16 protein-coding genes are annotated in these 14304 nt (G+C 38.0%); 11 read left to right on the forward strand and 5 right to left on the reverse strand.

Features of this window, described 5'->3' with window-relative positions:
- The first annotated feature begins 279 nt into the window (after nucleotides 1-279).
- Nucleotides 280-702: an OsmC family protein gene (locus tag AC3B6Y_RS06625; protein WP_489769130.1), complete on the forward strand. Its 423-nt coding sequence runs from the start codon at nucleotides 280-282 to the stop codon at nucleotides 700-702.
- Nucleotides 703-710: 8 nt separating this feature from the next.
- Here AC3B6Y_RS06625 and AC3B6Y_RS06630 read toward each other — a convergent pair whose 3' ends face one another.
- From AC3B6Y_RS06630 to rlmD, 3 genes are read right to left on the reverse strand one after another with little or no spacing between them, the layout of a single operon-like run.
- Nucleotides 711-986 (reverse strand): hypothetical protein, encoded by a 276-nt coding sequence (locus tag AC3B6Y_RS06630; protein WP_489774819.1) that lies wholly within the window; start codon nucleotides 984-986, stop codon nucleotides 711-713.
- Complete coding sequence (locus AC3B6Y_RS06635) at nucleotides 983-1330, reverse strand: hypothetical protein (RefSeq protein WP_489774821.1); 348 nt, start codon at nucleotides 1328-1330, stop codon at nucleotides 983-985. The genes AC3B6Y_RS06630 and AC3B6Y_RS06635 overlap by 4 nt, the downstream gene beginning before the upstream one ends.
- Before the next feature lie 23 nt (nucleotides 1331-1353).
- The gene (gene rlmD, locus AC3B6Y_RS06640; protein WP_489774822.1) at nucleotides 1354-2730 is read right to left on the reverse strand and encodes a 23S rRNA (uracil(1939)-C(5))-methyltransferase RlmD; all 1377 of its coding nucleotides are present in this window, start codon (nucleotides 2728-2730) and stop codon (nucleotides 1354-1356) included.
- Between the two features lie 83 nt (nucleotides 2731-2813).
- On the opposite strand from rlmD, the gene recX reads away from it, so the two are divergent.
- Together recX and AC3B6Y_RS06650 are read left to right on the forward strand one after the other, a co-directional pair.
- Nucleotides 2814-3593: a recombination regulator RecX gene (recX, locus tag AC3B6Y_RS06645; RefSeq protein ID WP_489790759.1), complete on the forward strand. Its 780-nt coding sequence runs from the start codon at nucleotides 2814-2816 to the stop codon at nucleotides 3591-3593.
- A gap of 66 nt (nucleotides 3594-3659) precedes the next feature.
- Nucleotides 3660-4196: a DUF402 domain-containing protein gene (locus AC3B6Y_RS06650; RefSeq protein WP_489757307.1), complete on the forward strand. Its 537-nt coding sequence runs from the start codon at nucleotides 3660-3662 to the stop codon at nucleotides 4194-4196.
- Nucleotides 4197-4247: 51 nt separating this feature from the next.
- Here AC3B6Y_RS06650 and AC3B6Y_RS06655 read toward each other — a convergent pair whose 3' ends face one another.
- Nucleotides 4248-4709, reverse strand: coding sequence for a hypothetical protein (locus AC3B6Y_RS06655; protein WP_489757308.1), 462 nt, complete (start codon nucleotides 4707-4709; stop codon nucleotides 4248-4250).
- Between the two features lie 416 nt (nucleotides 4710-5125).
- On the opposite strand from AC3B6Y_RS06655, the gene AC3B6Y_RS06660 reads away from it, so the two are divergent.
- The 8 genes from AC3B6Y_RS06660 (at nucleotide 5126) to AC3B6Y_RS06695 (ending at nucleotide 11615) form a co-directional block, all read left to right on the forward strand.
- Nucleotides 5126-6703 carry a peptide chain release factor 3 gene (locus AC3B6Y_RS06660; RefSeq protein ID WP_489790761.1) on the forward strand — a complete coding sequence of 526 codons (1578 nt, stop codon included), beginning with the start codon at nucleotides 5126-5128 and terminating at the stop codon, nucleotides 6701-6703.
- A gap of 109 nt (nucleotides 6704-6812) precedes the next feature.
- On the forward strand, nucleotides 6813-7148 hold the full coding sequence (locus AC3B6Y_RS06665) for a PadR family transcriptional regulator (RefSeq protein WP_489769125.1): 336 nt from the start codon (nucleotides 6813-6815) through the stop codon (nucleotides 7146-7148).
- Nucleotides 7120-7791: a DUF1700 domain-containing protein gene (locus tag AC3B6Y_RS06670; protein ID WP_489790763.1), complete on the forward strand. Its 672-nt coding sequence runs from the start codon at nucleotides 7120-7122 to the stop codon at nucleotides 7789-7791. Before AC3B6Y_RS06665 ends, AC3B6Y_RS06670 begins: the two co-directional genes overlap by 29 nt.
- Nucleotides 7788-8669, forward strand: coding sequence for a DUF4097 family beta strand repeat-containing protein (locus tag AC3B6Y_RS06675; protein WP_489757312.1), 882 nt, complete (start codon nucleotides 7788-7790; stop codon nucleotides 8667-8669). The genes AC3B6Y_RS06670 and AC3B6Y_RS06675 overlap by 4 nt, the downstream gene beginning before the upstream one ends.
- A 102-nt stretch (nucleotides 8670-8771) precedes the next feature.
- Nucleotides 8772-9167 (forward strand): MerR family transcriptional regulator, encoded by a 396-nt coding sequence (locus tag AC3B6Y_RS06680; RefSeq protein WP_489757313.1) that lies wholly within the window; start codon nucleotides 8772-8774, stop codon nucleotides 9165-9167.
- Nucleotides 9164-9694 (forward strand): NAD(P)H-dependent oxidoreductase, encoded by a 531-nt coding sequence (locus tag AC3B6Y_RS06685; RefSeq protein ID WP_489757314.1) that lies wholly within the window; start codon nucleotides 9164-9166, stop codon nucleotides 9692-9694. Before AC3B6Y_RS06680 ends, AC3B6Y_RS06685 begins: the two co-directional genes overlap by 4 nt.
- 23 nt (nucleotides 9695-9717) lie before the next feature.
- Nucleotides 9718-10722, forward strand: a complete 1005-nt coding sequence (locus AC3B6Y_RS06690; RefSeq protein ID WP_489790765.1) for an aldo/keto reductase — start codon at nucleotides 9718-9720, stop codon at nucleotides 10720-10722.
- A gap of 29 nt (nucleotides 10723-10751) precedes the next feature.
- Nucleotides 10752-11615, forward strand: a complete 864-nt coding sequence (locus AC3B6Y_RS06695; protein ID WP_489774829.1) for an aldo/keto reductase — start codon at nucleotides 10752-10754, stop codon at nucleotides 11613-11615.
- 80 nt (nucleotides 11616-11695) lie between these two features.
- Here AC3B6Y_RS06695 and AC3B6Y_RS06700 read toward each other — a convergent pair whose 3' ends face one another.
- Nucleotides 11696-13936, reverse strand: coding sequence for an ATP-dependent Clp protease ATP-binding subunit (locus tag AC3B6Y_RS06700; RefSeq protein WP_489757317.1), 2241 nt, complete (start codon nucleotides 13934-13936; stop codon nucleotides 11696-11698).
- Nucleotides 13937-14304: the final 368 nt, after the last annotated feature.

Below are 14304 nucleotides of genomic sequence, written 5' to 3' on the forward strand. Positions count from 1 at the left end.
TAGTTTTAAAATGGATCAGGTAAGAGTTTCGGCAATTAGTCGAAAACTTTACAAATTCATTCTAAAGATAAAATTGGTCAATGCGGATGTTCCTGTTTATCAGACATCAAACTTTCTTATTTATTACAAGTAGTCTTTTGGATGAATTAATAGGCAAGTTAAAAGTTTTTGTGTCAAAATGGATTGGGAGCAGTTGCTTGTCTCATCTAAAAAAAGCCGGGGAAATCTTTCCTTGGCTTTTTAATTATCTAGTTTTTAGTAGAAAGAGAAGATGTAAAAATGTTGACAGATATTGCCAAAGCACACACATTATACGAGACAGATGTTTATAATCAAGATGGAATTCAAGGCTATGCTTATGTACCGCATGAGATTAGTGTAGCGGTTAGTGATCCACAAAAAGGTGATGTTCCGGGAACTAATCCTGAACAGTTATTGGGCTTAGCACTAAGTACTTGTTTAAATGCAACCTTACAGGCTATTGAGTCTGAACAAGGATTAGAGCATCGTGCCAGTGTGAATGTGCACGTGAAAATGATTAAAGCAAATACCGGCTTAGAATTTTTGGTGCAAGCGCGTGTCAATATTCCGGGCGTTAGTCAAGTTCATGCCCAAGCAATGGTCGACCAAGCCGAAAAACGCTGTCCAGTTTCTAAGCTATTAAGTGGCAGTCCTAATTATTCTGTCAAATTACTGAATTAGCTTTAGCTTCAGTTGCTACTTTGAGAAATGTAAATTTGATGGCTACGCGGAAATTCGCGCTTAAAAGCCGTTTGCAGTTGGTGTTTTAATTGCCGGTCAGTTAAAGAATAAGTCACCGTCTGGTTGAGATAACCGTGCTCAGTGAAGGTAAGCTGTTGATTAGCAATTAAGATAGTTAAGAAGCGGTCTTTTTTGCGTGTCAAGAGTGTTAAAGTTTGCGCTTGTTTAGTTTTGGTAATTTTTTTAATTAGGGTTGCAGCTTGTTTAATGGGAATACTTTTCATAAACTAACTCCCTTTAAGATTTGCTTTAAGTCGCGAGTAAAGGTGGCCTTTTGGAGTTGACTCGTAATGAAAATCACCTGTACTTGTTTATTGTAGACTGTAAAAGCGATGCGGGCTGAACCAATGGTCCCTAAATTGAGGCGCAATTCGTAACAAGGATGACCAGCAATTTTTTGCTCTGTGGCTAATTTAATCTTAGTCATGCCTGTACTTAGTTCGCGACTCAGGACGTTGGCGATTTTTTGTGACACGATTTGTTTTTGACCAGCATGTTTTTTAAAGAATGGTTTACAGCCGTGCCGATCAAAAGTAATCTGAAGAGAAGTTACTGAATTTTGTGGCATCGAAACAGTCCTTTCTACAAAACTTAATGGCGTTGAAGAATGGTTAAACTTTCGACATGTGGGGTTTGCGGAAACATATCCAAAGGTTGAATCTTTTTAACATGGTAACTTTTAGTTAACAGACGTAAGTCACGCGCTAAGGTAGAAGGATTACAAGAAACATACAGCAGTTTTTGAGGTCCTTGTTTTACCAGCAATTGTACTAAACTATGTTCTAAACCAGTTCTGGGAGGATCAACAACCAGTCCAGTGGGCTGAATGCCTTGCTGTAACCATTGAGGATATAATTCTGCTGTGGTTCCTAATTGATAATGCGCATTGGTTAAGTGGTTGACTTGGGCATTTAAATTGGCGTCGTGGACAGCTTCAGGGATTATTTCACTACCTACAACTTGTTGAACATAAGGTGCGATGCTCAGGCCAATTGTACCAACACCGGCGTAAGCGTCGACAATAATGTCATGGGCTTGAGGGTCAAGGGCTTTTAGGACAAGTTGGTACAACTTTTGTGTTTGTTCGTAATTTAATTGTAGAAAAGCACGGGGAGACAGCAAAAATTGTTGTTGATTAATCACTTCAGGCAGATATTCTTGACCCCAAAGAAGTTTGGTTTCCTCACCCCAAATTTCACTCGTAGTTTTCGGATTATAATTTTGAAAAATTCCTTGGACTTCGGGAATATCTTGCTGAACTAATTGTAAAAATTGTTTTAATTTTGGAAACTTACGGGAGTGTGTAATTAAAGTTAATTGGACTTCTTGTTGAACGTGTGATTGCCGCACGACCACCGTTTTAAAAATTCCAGCTTGTTTTTGTTCATCATAAATCGGTAAGTTCAATTGTTCAATAATAGGAACCAAGCGTTGCAACACACTGAGTGTTAATTTACTTTGCGTCGGCATTTGAAGTGAATCAACTACATGATGTGTGTGGTTTTGATAGAGTCCACAGGTGACGTGTCCGTTCTGGACTTGTAATTGAAATTGGGCTTTGTTACGATAATGCCACGGGTTAGCCATGCCAATAGTTGACGCTAAGAAATAATGTTGGTAGCCGGCTGGTTTGAAGTGCTGTAAGGCTTGCTTTAAGATGGAACGTTTGAATTTTAATTGTGCTGAGTATTTCAGATGGGCCAATTCTAAGCCGCCAACCTGATTGTACAAAGCAGGTGGCTGTAAATTGCGCCAAGAGCTGGGTTTTTGATAAGATAGCAATTTACCGCGTAAAAAATGAGGCTGGATTTGGGTAATTTCACATTGGATTAGTTCATTGGGTAAAGCTTGAGGTACAAAAACTAACTTTTGTTGGTAATAGCCGATACCTTCGCCGTTAATGCCCATTTTTTTGATAATAATTGAAATGGTTTGTCCTATTTGAACAGTTGCTTTTTGATCTTTCAAAATTAGTTTCCTTTAAATTAAATTGTGACCATGATGAAGTTATTAAAGCTAGTATAGCATAGGTGCAGAGGAGATAATAATTCGTGAAAATTACCAAAATTACCGCACAAAAACGTCCGGGACGCTATAATATTTTTTTAGATGACCAGTTTGCTTTTGCTGTAGGCGAAAATGTCTTGATTAAGTTTCATTTAATCAAGGATCAAATGCTAACACCTGAACAGGTTGAGCAAATACAACAATCGGAACAAAAAGATTATGCGTATAATCAAGCTTTAAATTATTTAAGTTATCAATTACGCAGTACTGCCGAAGTTAAAATTTACTTAAAACGGCAAGATGTTGACACTCCAACGATTACCGCGATTATTACTAAACTAGAAAAAAATCAATACTTAGATGATTTACAATATGCGGAAAGTTTTGTCCGAACGGAATTTAAAACGACATTAGATGGTCCAAAGAAAATACAACATAAATTGCAACAAAAACACATTGATCCGACTTTAATTCAGCAAGCGTTAGAACTGTATACCACTGAACAACAAGTAATTAATGCTACGAAATTAGCACAAAAATGTTGGCATCAAAATCAACAACATCCGCATAAAAGGCGCTTACAAAAGGTCTTACAGCGTTTAATGGCTGCCGGATTTAGTAGTGAGATTAATCAATTAGTTCTGCAAGATTTACCCCAAATAAAAGATGAAGATCAAGAACAAGAATTACTCCAAAAGACGCTGCAAAAATTGTGGCCTCGTTATCAAGCAAAAGATCAAGGGCGCAATAAACTATATGCAGCTTTATTACGGCGGGGCTTTACAAGTGATCAAATTCGTCCTCAACTCGAAAACTTAAAATAGTTGTGGCATAAACGGCCTAGTTTGATATAATTTAATTGCGTGAGAAAGTGGAAAGCTGGTTCAACTATGCAAGTTCCAAGAGAAGGAGATTACATAGCAATCCAGAGCTATAAGCATAATGGTCATTTGCATCGTACTTGGCGTGATACAATGGTTTTGAAAACTAGTGAAAATGAATTGATTGGTTGTAATGACCGAACTTTAGTAACTGAAAGTGACCATCGGCGGTGGTTTACCCGTGAGCCAGCTTTAGTTTATTTTCACAAACATTATTGGTTTAATATTGTCACAATGTTACGAGAAAATGGTCCATCTTACTATTGTAATTTGGCAACGCCTTTTGTGTTAGACCGTGAGGCTTTGAAGTATGTGGATTATGATTTAGATGTTAAAGTATTTCCGGATGGTGAAAAACGTCTATTGGATGTGGATGAATATGCGGCTCATAAACGAATGTGGCGTTATTCTTCAGAAATTGATCAGATCTTAAAGGAAAGTACGGAAACTTTAATTGATTGGGTTGAAACTAAAAAAGGACCATTTTCGCCCGGGTATGTTGCCTTATGGTATCAAAGGTATCAAGAATTATTGCATCGTGCTTGAGGAATTGACTATGTAAATTAAAAAAGCAGGTTTTCCTGCTTTTTTAATACGTTATTTTTGGGAAGAATCGATACTTAAGGTACTGTATTCTAGGTTGGAAGCTAGAATTAAAGAGAGAACTAAGAGGGCAATCAACCAGCCCATCAAAGTACCTTGAATGCGATAAGGTTGAAAGAATACATGGATTAACTTAGCTGCGGTAATGGTTAAAATAAAATCAATAATAAAGTTGAGATAGAAATTGGTTAAACTGTAATCAATATTGAAAAAATTAATAATGGTGCGTAGTGAGCGATTAGTTGTTTGATGGGTAATAATTTTGATGGGCCGATGAGCAATTGATTTAACCGCGACCATTAAAATGGCACCAATAATTGCACATATAATTAACCGCCACCAACTGTTATAATGATTAACAAGTGCATCATAACCAGTGCCGATTAAAGCGAGACACAAAAGATAAGGTATAATGAATAAGAAAGTGTAAATTACAAAAACTTTTTTATTAGACATAATGAGGTCCTTTCGTTTCTTGATTCAAAGTTAATTTTAGCATTTGTTGTAAAAAAATGGTACGTCAACTACTCCAAAGTCAGAATTGGCGAGCAGAAAAAATGATGGTTAAAATTTAGATGAATATCGTGCTAAAAGGAAGATACTTTGATTTAATAATGACTAAATTTTTTAGTTAAGAACTAATTTTAGGCGTTAGTAACTGAGCTGTTCAGCATTTTTGGTCAGAACTTATTTTTAAAGGAGAACATGACATGTAAACTACAGCAATTAGTAGTCAAAATCATTAATAATAGTGTGAAAGTGCAATTTAAATACCCAATAAGGAGACGCTTGATTTTTGAAAGTAGTTTCTTTTAATGAGTATATTTTTCTTTGCTGTGAAATATAAATATTAATTAATGGAGAGTAATCAAATGAAGCAATCGGATTTAAAACAGGCGGTTAACCAAAGACGGACGTTTGCGATTATTTCGCATCCGGATGCTGGTAAGACCACAATTACGGAACAAATGTTATTATTTGGTGGAGTAATTCGGTCTGCCGGCACGGTTAAGGGTAAAAAAACTGGTAATTATGCAACATCAGATTGGATGGAAATTGAAAAGAAGCGGGGCATTTCAGTCACTAGTTCGGTGATGGAATTTGATTATCAGGGCAAGCATGTTAACATTTTGGACACGCCTGGTCATGAGGATTTTTCCGAAGATACTTATCGGACTTTGATGGCCGTTGATGCTGCGGTGATGGTGATTGATTCGGCTAAGGGGATCGAAGCACAGACCAAGAAATTATTTAAAGTGGTTAAACAACGGGGAATTCCCATTTTTACTTTTATGAATAAATTAGATCGGGATGGTCGTGAACCCTTGGATTTAATTGGCGAATTGGAAGACCTTTTAGATATTGAAGGTTGTGCGATGAATTGGCCGATGGGTAGCGGTAAAACCTTACAAGGATTATATGATTTGAGTAATAATCGGATTGAATTGTATCATCCCAAAAACGCTGATGAGCGCTTTTTACCGTTAGATGATCAAGGACATTTAAGTCCAGAGCAGCCGCTGACGACGGATAGTATTTATCAACAGACTTTAGAGGAAATTGGACTGATTAAGGAAGCTGGTAATGCTTTTGACCCCGGCAAGATTGCTCAAGGTCAACAAACCCCCGTTTTCTTTGGTTCTGCCTTGACCAACTTTGGGGTACAAACCTTTTTAGATCAATTCTTACAATTAGCACCAGCTCCTAGTGAACATCAATTAATTGATGATTCGACAATTGCCGCCGATGATCCGGAATTTTCCGGTTTTGTCTTTAAGATTCAAGCCAATATGAATCCTAAGCATCGTGATCGAATTGCGTTTGTCCGGATTGGTTCCGGAGAATTTGAAAAGGGAATGGATGTCACTTTAAATAGAACCCAGAAACAACTCCGTTTAAATAATGCGACTGAATTTATGTCGGATCAGCGTGAACAAGTGAAGAATGCAGTTGCGGGTGACATTGTTGGTTTATATGATACGGGTAATTTTCAAATCGGTGACACTATTTATGCCGGTAAACGAGCAGTGCAATACCCAGAATTACCACAATTTACGCCAGAGTTATTTATGGACGTTATTCCCAAAAATGTGATGAAACAAAAGTCCTTTCATAAAGGAATGCAACAGTTGGTACAAGAAGGGGCGGTGCAACTTTATCGCAATTACCAAACGGGCGATTATATTTTAGGTGCCGTCGGGCAATTACAATTCGAAGTCTTTAAATTTCGAATGCAAAATGAATATAATACAGAAGTGATTATGAAACCGATTGGTTCCCGGATTGCTCGCTGGATTAATCCCGACCAACTTGATCCGGCTATGTCTTCTAGTCGAAACATTTTAGTCAAAGACTTAGATGATCAACCTTTATTCTTATTTGAAAACCGTTTTGCCGAACAATGGTTTGAAAATAAGTATCCAGATGTGCAATTAACTGCGAAACTCTAATTGAGTCATTCTCGAATGAAATTTGTAAAAGCATCATTGGCACATTTGTCAATGATGCTTTTTTATCATATAATACTATATGAAATATAACATTAAAGGAGATAGCGTGATGGCAATTCAAGTTCCCACGCGATTATTAGATGGTACGGTTTTATCATTTTTGCGTACCCAAGATTTGTATGGCTACGCTTTGACACAACAAGTACAGGGTATTTTAGATATTTCTGAATCGACGATTTATCCCGTCTTACGACGTTTAAAAAAGAATGGTTATTTGGAAACATATGATCAGCCCTATCAGGGACGTAACCGCCGCTACTATCATTTAACAGCGGCGGGGCAAGAGCTATTTGGTCAGATTCAAGCTGATTGGCAACAGTTTAGTCAACAAATTAATCAGGTGATGGGGGAAGCTCATGAATTCAATCGTGAAAAGTTATCTTGAGGAACTGAAGAACAACTTAACTGCTTTGCCAGTTGATGAAGCTCAAGATGTGATCTTGTTTTACCAAGAATTTATTTTAGATGCTGGTTTTAAAGAACGCTGGCAATTAGATGATGAATTGGGAACGCCCAAACAATTAGCCCATAAAATTTTAGCTGATTATTACTTAGCAGCGGATCCTTTGTTGCCAACAGTTACTGAGCCAGCGGCGCCAATTGCAGCTAAAAAGTCTTCGCGCCATAATTTGCATGTGATTTGGTGGATTGTCTTAGGAATGTTGGCTGCCCCCATTGGAATTCCTGCCATTTTACTTGTGGTGGGCGCCTTTTTAGCAATATTAGTGTTAATCGTTGCATTAGTGGTAATCTTTATTGCAGTTATGTTGGCTTGTTTATTCAGTAGTGTTTTCCTTATGGTCAAAATTACACCACTTCTAATGACCGCTCATTGGGCAGTGGGGTGCTTTTATCTCGGAATTGCGTTGATGATGTTAGCAATTTTAGTTGGCTTAGGACCGCTGTTAATCAAGTTGATGCGTTATTTGACTAATCGGGGCGTAGTTTTGATTCGTCATTTGGGACAAAAATTTTTGAAAACTAATTATTTTCAAAAAAAATCATTACACCGAGGAGATCAATCATGAAAAAATGGTATCAGACTAGTCTGGCAATCTTTTTATTAGGATTGGTTTTGTTAATTATTGGGGCCTCTAATAATGGTTTTCAGTCCTTAATTAGCCACTCACTAACTGCGAAAGTAACAGTTCTTAGTAATAACAAGAAAGTGCAAATTAAGCGAAAATTACCAGCATTTCAAGAGCTTGCGCTCAATAGTTCCGATACTGATGTACAAATTAAATTAGGTAAAGCTTACCAATTGCAGTTAATTGGTGCTTATAAACAGCCCGTGAAAATCAAACAAAATGGTCAACAGCTGCAAGTCATTACGAAGCAACCGAATTTTAACTTTGTTAATATAGCCGGAACCAAGGCCCCAAAATTAGTGCTGACAGTGCCCAAGAAACATGATCTTCGGCAGTTGCGCTTGCAAACAACCGATTCCAACGTTCAAGTGCAGCAGTTAAAACTGCAACAGTTATTAGTGAAGCAACATGATAGTCACTTAACACTAAAAAACGTTCAAGCTCAGCAAGAAGCACAAACAAAATTGTGGGACTCCAATTTGCGAGTTCAAAATTGTCAATTACCAAGTTGGCGTTGGCAGCTAGCTGATAGTAGCGTGCAGGCCCAACATGTGCAAGCTAATTTACAAGGTCGATTACAGGACTCGCGAGTTAAAATGCAGGATTTACTTTTACAAGATAGTTCGCACTTACAGTTGGCTGATAGTCATCTAAATGTTCAATTGCGCCAACCAGCTATTAATTATCGCATCAAAGGACACGCCACGGTCTTAAAAATTGCTGGTCGGCAAATCCAAAATTACTGGGTTCACCATAGTACAGTTAATTTAGAACAACTAAATTTAAAAGCACAAGATAGTCACATAACATTAAATTAATATTGACTTAAAGTTAACTTTAAGTAATATGATGAAACTAGGATTAAAAATAATCCTAGCTTTTTTGTTAAGTAAGTTAATTTTAGTTTTAGAGGTGATGGTATGAAGGATTTGTCGATAACTGCGGTTAGTCAAAAGTACAATATTACGCCGGCAACGTTGCGTTATTATGAACAAATTGGTTTGTTGCCGCCGATTCCTCGCAAGCCCAATGGTAATCGCTATTATCCGGAAATAATTCAAGATTTAATTGAAATGATCATTTGCTTGCGTAATTCAGGAGTGGCGGTAGAGCCATTAATTGAATATGTTCGTTTAATGCAACAGGGACCCAAGACTTTAAAACAACGTCAAACTTTGTTGGAACAACAGCGTGCCATACTGCAGCAAAAACAAGTCAGTCTTCACAAGTCCATTCAACGTTTAGATCATAAAATTAATTTATACGAAACAGGACAAGTGAAAGAGTATCCCATCTTTAGTCAGGAGGAATCATGAAAACAATAGTTTTATTATTTCATCCGCATTTAACAACTTCACGAGTGAACCGACAATTAAGTCAGGCTTTAACTGCGGATATTGTAGTACGTGATCTGTATCAATTATATCCTGATTTTCACATTGATATTAAAACTGAGCAACAATTGTTGACCGCCAATCAGCGTATTGTTTTACAATTTCCGATGTATTGGTATAGTGCGCCTGCATTGTTGAAACAATGGGAATGTGACGTATTGCAAGGTGACTTTGGTGGTCAAGGCACCGCTTTGGCTGGCAAAGAATTGGTGATTGCGGTTTCTCCGGGAGCTAATAATTATGGCCGTGAGCAATTTGTGCAATATACCGTTAATGAATTATTGCGTTCGTTTCAAGCAACTTGTCATTTGATCAAAATGCAATTCATGCAACCATTTGTGACGTTAGGAGCTTCTAGTTTGAGCGATGCACAGTTACAACAGCAAGCACAAAAATATAATCAGTATCTGCATACCAAACGGTTAGCGCCACTGGCCACTTTTGGTTAAATAAGAATAGGAGATTAATTACAATGCAATATCAAACAATTGGAAAGACCGATATTCAAGTTTCACCCTTGTGTGTAGGAGCCATGAGTTTTGGCAAAGCAGGAACCATGCATGATTGGACTTTGGATGCTGCGGCGACGGAACAAGTGGTTAAACATGCTTTAGATTTAGGAGTCAATTTTTTTGACACAGCCAATGGCTACTCAAAAGGAACTAGTGAGGAGTATTTAGGTCAAGCACTCAAAAAGAATGTTGCGCGGGATCAAGTTGTTATTGCCTCGAAGGTTTATTTTAATCCCGGGCGGTTATCCAAAACAGCCATTCAACATGAAATTGATGGGACGTTAAAACGTCTAGGCACAGATTATGTCGATTTATATTTGGTACACCGGTTTGATTATCAGACTCCGATTGAAGAAACTATGGAAGCTTTAAATGAGTTAGTGACTGCGGGTAAGGTTCGAGCAATTGGTGCTTCTGCCATGTATGGTTATCAATTTCATAATATGCAGTTAGTGGCGCAACAACATGGTTGGGCACAATTTCAAGCTATGGAAAACCACTATAATCTGTTATATCGTGAAGACGAACACGAATTAATTCCAATTTGTCAACAATATGATGTATCCTTAATGCCATATAGTCCGTTGGCCGCCGGACATTTGGCACGCCCCACATGGCAAGGTGATACTTTACGAGCCAAGACAGACCGGGTAGCAGTGGGGAAGTATGATCGGATGGAAGCCGAAGATGTCAAAATCGTGCAACGGGTGCATGAGTTAGCTGATAAATATCAGGTTACTATGGCACAAATTGCAATTGCTTGGCAATGGGCTAAAGGTGTGACAGCACCAATTATTGGAGCTACCAAAGCACGGCATTTTGATAGTGCCGTCCAAGCTTTAGATGTTCAATTGACCCCAGAAGATGTGCAATATTTAGAAGAACCGTATGTTCCGCACCCAATTGTGGGCGCGATTGATCAAAATCCCCCTGAGGGCGTTGTGTTATTAGATGAAAAGAAATAATTGTATCTAAATAAGAAAGCTGTGATCAGATGAAAACAGTTGAGCTAGCTAATGGTGTGCAAATGCCGCAGGAAGGTTTTGGTGTATTTCAAGTTGCTAATAAGGACTGTGAGCAAGTTGTTTTAAAAGCTTTGAATACCGGTTACCGGTTATTAGACACCGCTAGTAGTTATCAAAATGAAACCGCAGTGGGGCGAGCATTGCAAAAAAGTTCCGTTCCGCGCCACGAGATCTTTTTGACCACTAAAGCCTATATTCCGGAGATGGGTTATCAGGCCACGCTAACGGCATTTGAAAAGTCTTGTCAAAAATTAGGCACAGATTATTTGGATTTATATTTAATTCATATGCCGCTAGCTGATTATTATGGTTCTTGGCGAGCAATGGAGCAGTTGTACCAACAAGGCCGTATCCGAGCAATTGGCGTATGCAATTTTTCAACAACTAATTTATTGGACTTAAGTTTTAATTTTGACATTCAACCAATGATTAATCAGATTGAAACGCATCCACTATTTCAGAGAACTGCAGAGCTTGATTTTATGAAGCAACAACGAATTCAACCCGAAGCGTGGGCACCTTTTGCGGAAGGTCGACAAGATATTTTTCACGAGCAATGTTTGCAAACAATTGCTTCACGGCATCACAAGTCAACAGCGCAAGTGATCTTGAGATGGAATATTCAACGAGGCGTAGTTATTATTCCTAAGTCGGTTCATGAAAAACGAATGCAAGAAAATTTAGATATTTGGGACTTTACATTAACTGATTCAGAAATGAAAGAGATTACCAATATGGACTTGAAACATCCACAAATGTTAGATTTAAACCAAATTAGTGAAGTACGTCGAGTTTATGATTATTTAAATCATCCAGTTTTGACCAGTCTCTAAAAACGAAATATATGCATATGTAAAAAAGCGAACCAGTCTTTCAACTGATTCGCTTTTTTAGTAACTATAATTAAAGCTGCTTATTTTTTCGACTGCTCTTGATTGTCATCATCGGAAGAAGTCTTTGTCTTATTTTCAGCAGTTTTTTTAGTTTCACCGTTATTAGTTTCAATTTTAATGTTGTCATTGTCTAACACGGCTTTAAGATGCTTTTCCTTAGGATGATCAAGATAATGGTCGGCCACACGATCTTCAATTTGTTCTTGAATGACCCGCCGTAAAGGACGAGCACCCAAGGCTGGATCGTAACCTAAATCCACAATCTTTTCTTTGGCAGGTTGGGTAACTTCAATGTCTAAACCTTGATCAGCAATCATTTTGTTAGTGTCTTGAATCATTAAGTTGACAATCTTTAATAAGCTGTCCTTAGATAACGGATCAAACTCAATAATGCCGTCGAACCGATTTAAAAATTCAGGTTTAAAGTAATTGCCTAATTTGTCTAATACGGAATTAGTGGTGCCATTGGCCTCAGCACCAAAGCCAACGCTGGCTTCACTTTCACCTTGCCCAGCATTCGACGTCATAATAATGATGGTATCTTTGAAGCTGACAGTACGTCCTTGAGAATCGGTCAAACGGCCGTCATCTAAGATCTGTAAAAACATATGCATAACATCCGGATGAGCTTTTTCAATTTCATCTAATAAAATTAAACTGTACGGATGCCGCCGGACTTGTTCAGTTAATTGTCCCGCTTCTTCATAACCGACATACCCTGGAGGGGAACCAATTAATTTAGAAACGCTGTGCTTTTCCATGTATTCCGACATGTCAAAGCGAATCATGGAATCTTCACTACCAAAGAGTTGGCGTGCTAATTGTTTAGCCAATTCGGTTTTACCAACGCCAGTCGGTCCTACAAAGAGGAAGGATCCAATTGGCCGTCCCGTTTTGTTAAAACCAACTCGATTACGGCGAATTGCCCGACTAACTTGTTCTACGGCTTTATCCTGACCAATGACATGAGCTTCAAGTTCAGGTGTTAAGTTGCGCAATTGTTCTTGTTCTTGCGCCTTTAATTCACCAACGGGGATATTAGTTTTTTCTTCCACGATACTTTCAATATCTTTTTCAGTTACCTTGGGTTCTTTTTCAGTATCGGTTTTATTATCACGAACATTTTCGAGCTTTTTGGTTTGATCGCGGTAAAAAGCAGCTTTTTCATAATCTTCCTGTTTTAAGGCTGCTTGCTTATTAGCCTCCGCCGCTTTGATTTTTTTCTCAATTTCTTTAGGATCAACAGGATTTAAAGTAAGATTTTTTCGTGAACCAGATTCATCTAATAAATCGATAGCTTTATCAGGTAGAAAACGATCTTGAATATAACGATCTGATAACACCGCTGCCGCTTTAATCGCTTCTGGGGTATATTTGACATGATGATAAGCTTCGTACTTTGGTTCAATGCCTTTTAAAATTTGCAGAGTCTGTTCAACACTAGGTTCATTGACTTCGACTGGTTGTAAACGTCTGGCTAAAGCAGAGTCTTTTTCAATTTGCCGATATTCATTAAAAGTTGTCGCACCAACTAATTGCAATTCGCCACGTGCTAAGGCGGGTTTTAAGACATTACCAGCGTCCATACCACCTTCAGCATTACCAGCACCGACAATTTCGTGAATTTCATCAATAAAGAGAATAATGTTTTTGTTACTTTGCAATTCTTTAATCAATTCTTGCATGCGTTGCTCAAATTGCCCCCGCACGCCAGTTCCTTGAACTAAAGAAACGACATCCAAGCGAATGACACGTTTATCTTGTAATTTTTCCGGAACTTCGCCATCGACAATTTTTTGGGCTAATCCTTCTACAACGGCAGTTTTACCAACCCCAGCTTCACCGATTAAAACGGGATTATTTTTAGTACGCCGATTGAGAATTTCAATGACACGTTCAATTTCTTTATCACGACCAATCACCGGATCAATTTTCCCGTCCTTCGCTTGAGCAGTAAGATCGACCCCAAATTGGGCTAAAATACTATTTCCATTATTATTGTTACCGCCACTACGTTGGCTTTGTGCGGACATTTGTTGCTGACGACGCATTTCTTGTTGTGGATCTATGGCGCCAAATAGAGAACTAAGATCTCCAAAGCCAAATGGATCGTTATTCATATTTGAATTACCTCCCATCGCTTGTTGCTCACGCAACTTTTGATAACAACTTTGGCATAAATTTACTTCTGCGCGTTGTCCATTAACACTAGTGTAGAGATGGATAGTTGCTTCATTCTTATGACAGTTTTGGCAAAGCATTAACTACATTCCACCTTTCTGAAGAAGAATTTAGATCAATTTTCAAACCGTTGAATTGAATCGTGAAGTTCAAACCACAACTGTCTTCAAAAGAAAACACTTGTTAAGTGAAGTTGAAACATAAAGAAAATATTCATATTTAATACAAATATTTTTTCTTTATGGTGCTCTGAAAATCAGAATTTGGGGCTGAACTACACCGAACAATCAAGTAAAAGTTCATACTTTATGTTGGATGCAGTTGGTACTCAATTTCTGAATGACTTTGTCCCAACCGTACTTATTGAGTTTTACTTCAGGAGTGTTTGACGATTGAGTACTAATTATTAGTACAATGTGAATTATACAATTAGCACTCTCAACATGCA

It is taken from the genome of Bombilactobacillus sp. ESL1092 (genome assembly GCF_058107465.1).

Coding starts and splice junctions, on each gene's coding strand:
- AC3B6Y_RS06625 (WP_489769130.1), top strand. CDS start 280: ATGTTGACAGATATTGCCAAAGCACACACATTATACGAGACAGATGTT.
- AC3B6Y_RS06630 (WP_489774819.1), bottom strand. CDS start 986: ATGAAAAGTATTCCCATTAAACAAGCTGCAACCCTAATTAAAAAAATT.
- AC3B6Y_RS06635 (WP_489774821.1), bottom strand. CDS start 1,330: ATGCCACAAAATTCAGTAACTTCTCTTCAGATTACTTTTGATCGGCAC.
- AC3B6Y_RS06650 (WP_489757307.1), top strand. CDS start 3,660: ATGCAAGTTCCAAGAGAAGGAGATTACATAGCAATCCAGAGCTATAAG.
- AC3B6Y_RS06655 (WP_489757308.1), bottom strand. CDS start 4,709: ATGTCTAATAAAAAAGTTTTTGTAATTTACACTTTCTTATTCATTATA.
- AC3B6Y_RS06660 (WP_489790761.1), top strand. CDS start 5,126: ATGAAGCAATCGGATTTAAAACAGGCGGTTAACCAAAGACGGACGTTT.
- AC3B6Y_RS06665 (WP_489769125.1), top strand. CDS start 6,813: ATGGCAATTCAAGTTCCCACGCGATTATTAGATGGTACGGTTTTATCA.
- AC3B6Y_RS06670 (WP_489790763.1), top strand. CDS start 7,120: ATGAATTCAATCGTGAAAAGTTATCTTGAGGAACTGAAGAACAACTTA.
- AC3B6Y_RS06675 (WP_489757312.1), top strand. CDS start 7,788: ATGAAAAAATGGTATCAGACTAGTCTGGCAATCTTTTTATTAGGATTG.
- AC3B6Y_RS06680 (WP_489757313.1), top strand. CDS start 8,772: ATGAAGGATTTGTCGATAACTGCGGTTAGTCAAAAGTACAATATTACG.
- AC3B6Y_RS06685 (WP_489757314.1), top strand. CDS start 9,164: ATGAAAACAATAGTTTTATTATTTCATCCGCATTTAACAACTTCACGA.
- AC3B6Y_RS06690 (WP_489790765.1), top strand. CDS start 9,718: ATGCAATATCAAACAATTGGAAAGACCGATATTCAAGTTTCACCCTTG.
- AC3B6Y_RS06695 (WP_489774829.1), top strand. CDS start 10,752: ATGAAAACAGTTGAGCTAGCTAATGGTGTGCAAATGCCGCAGGAAGGT.
- AC3B6Y_RS06700 (WP_489757317.1), bottom strand. CDS start 13,936: ATGCTTTGCCAAAACTGTCATAAGAATGAAGCAACTATCCATCTCTAC.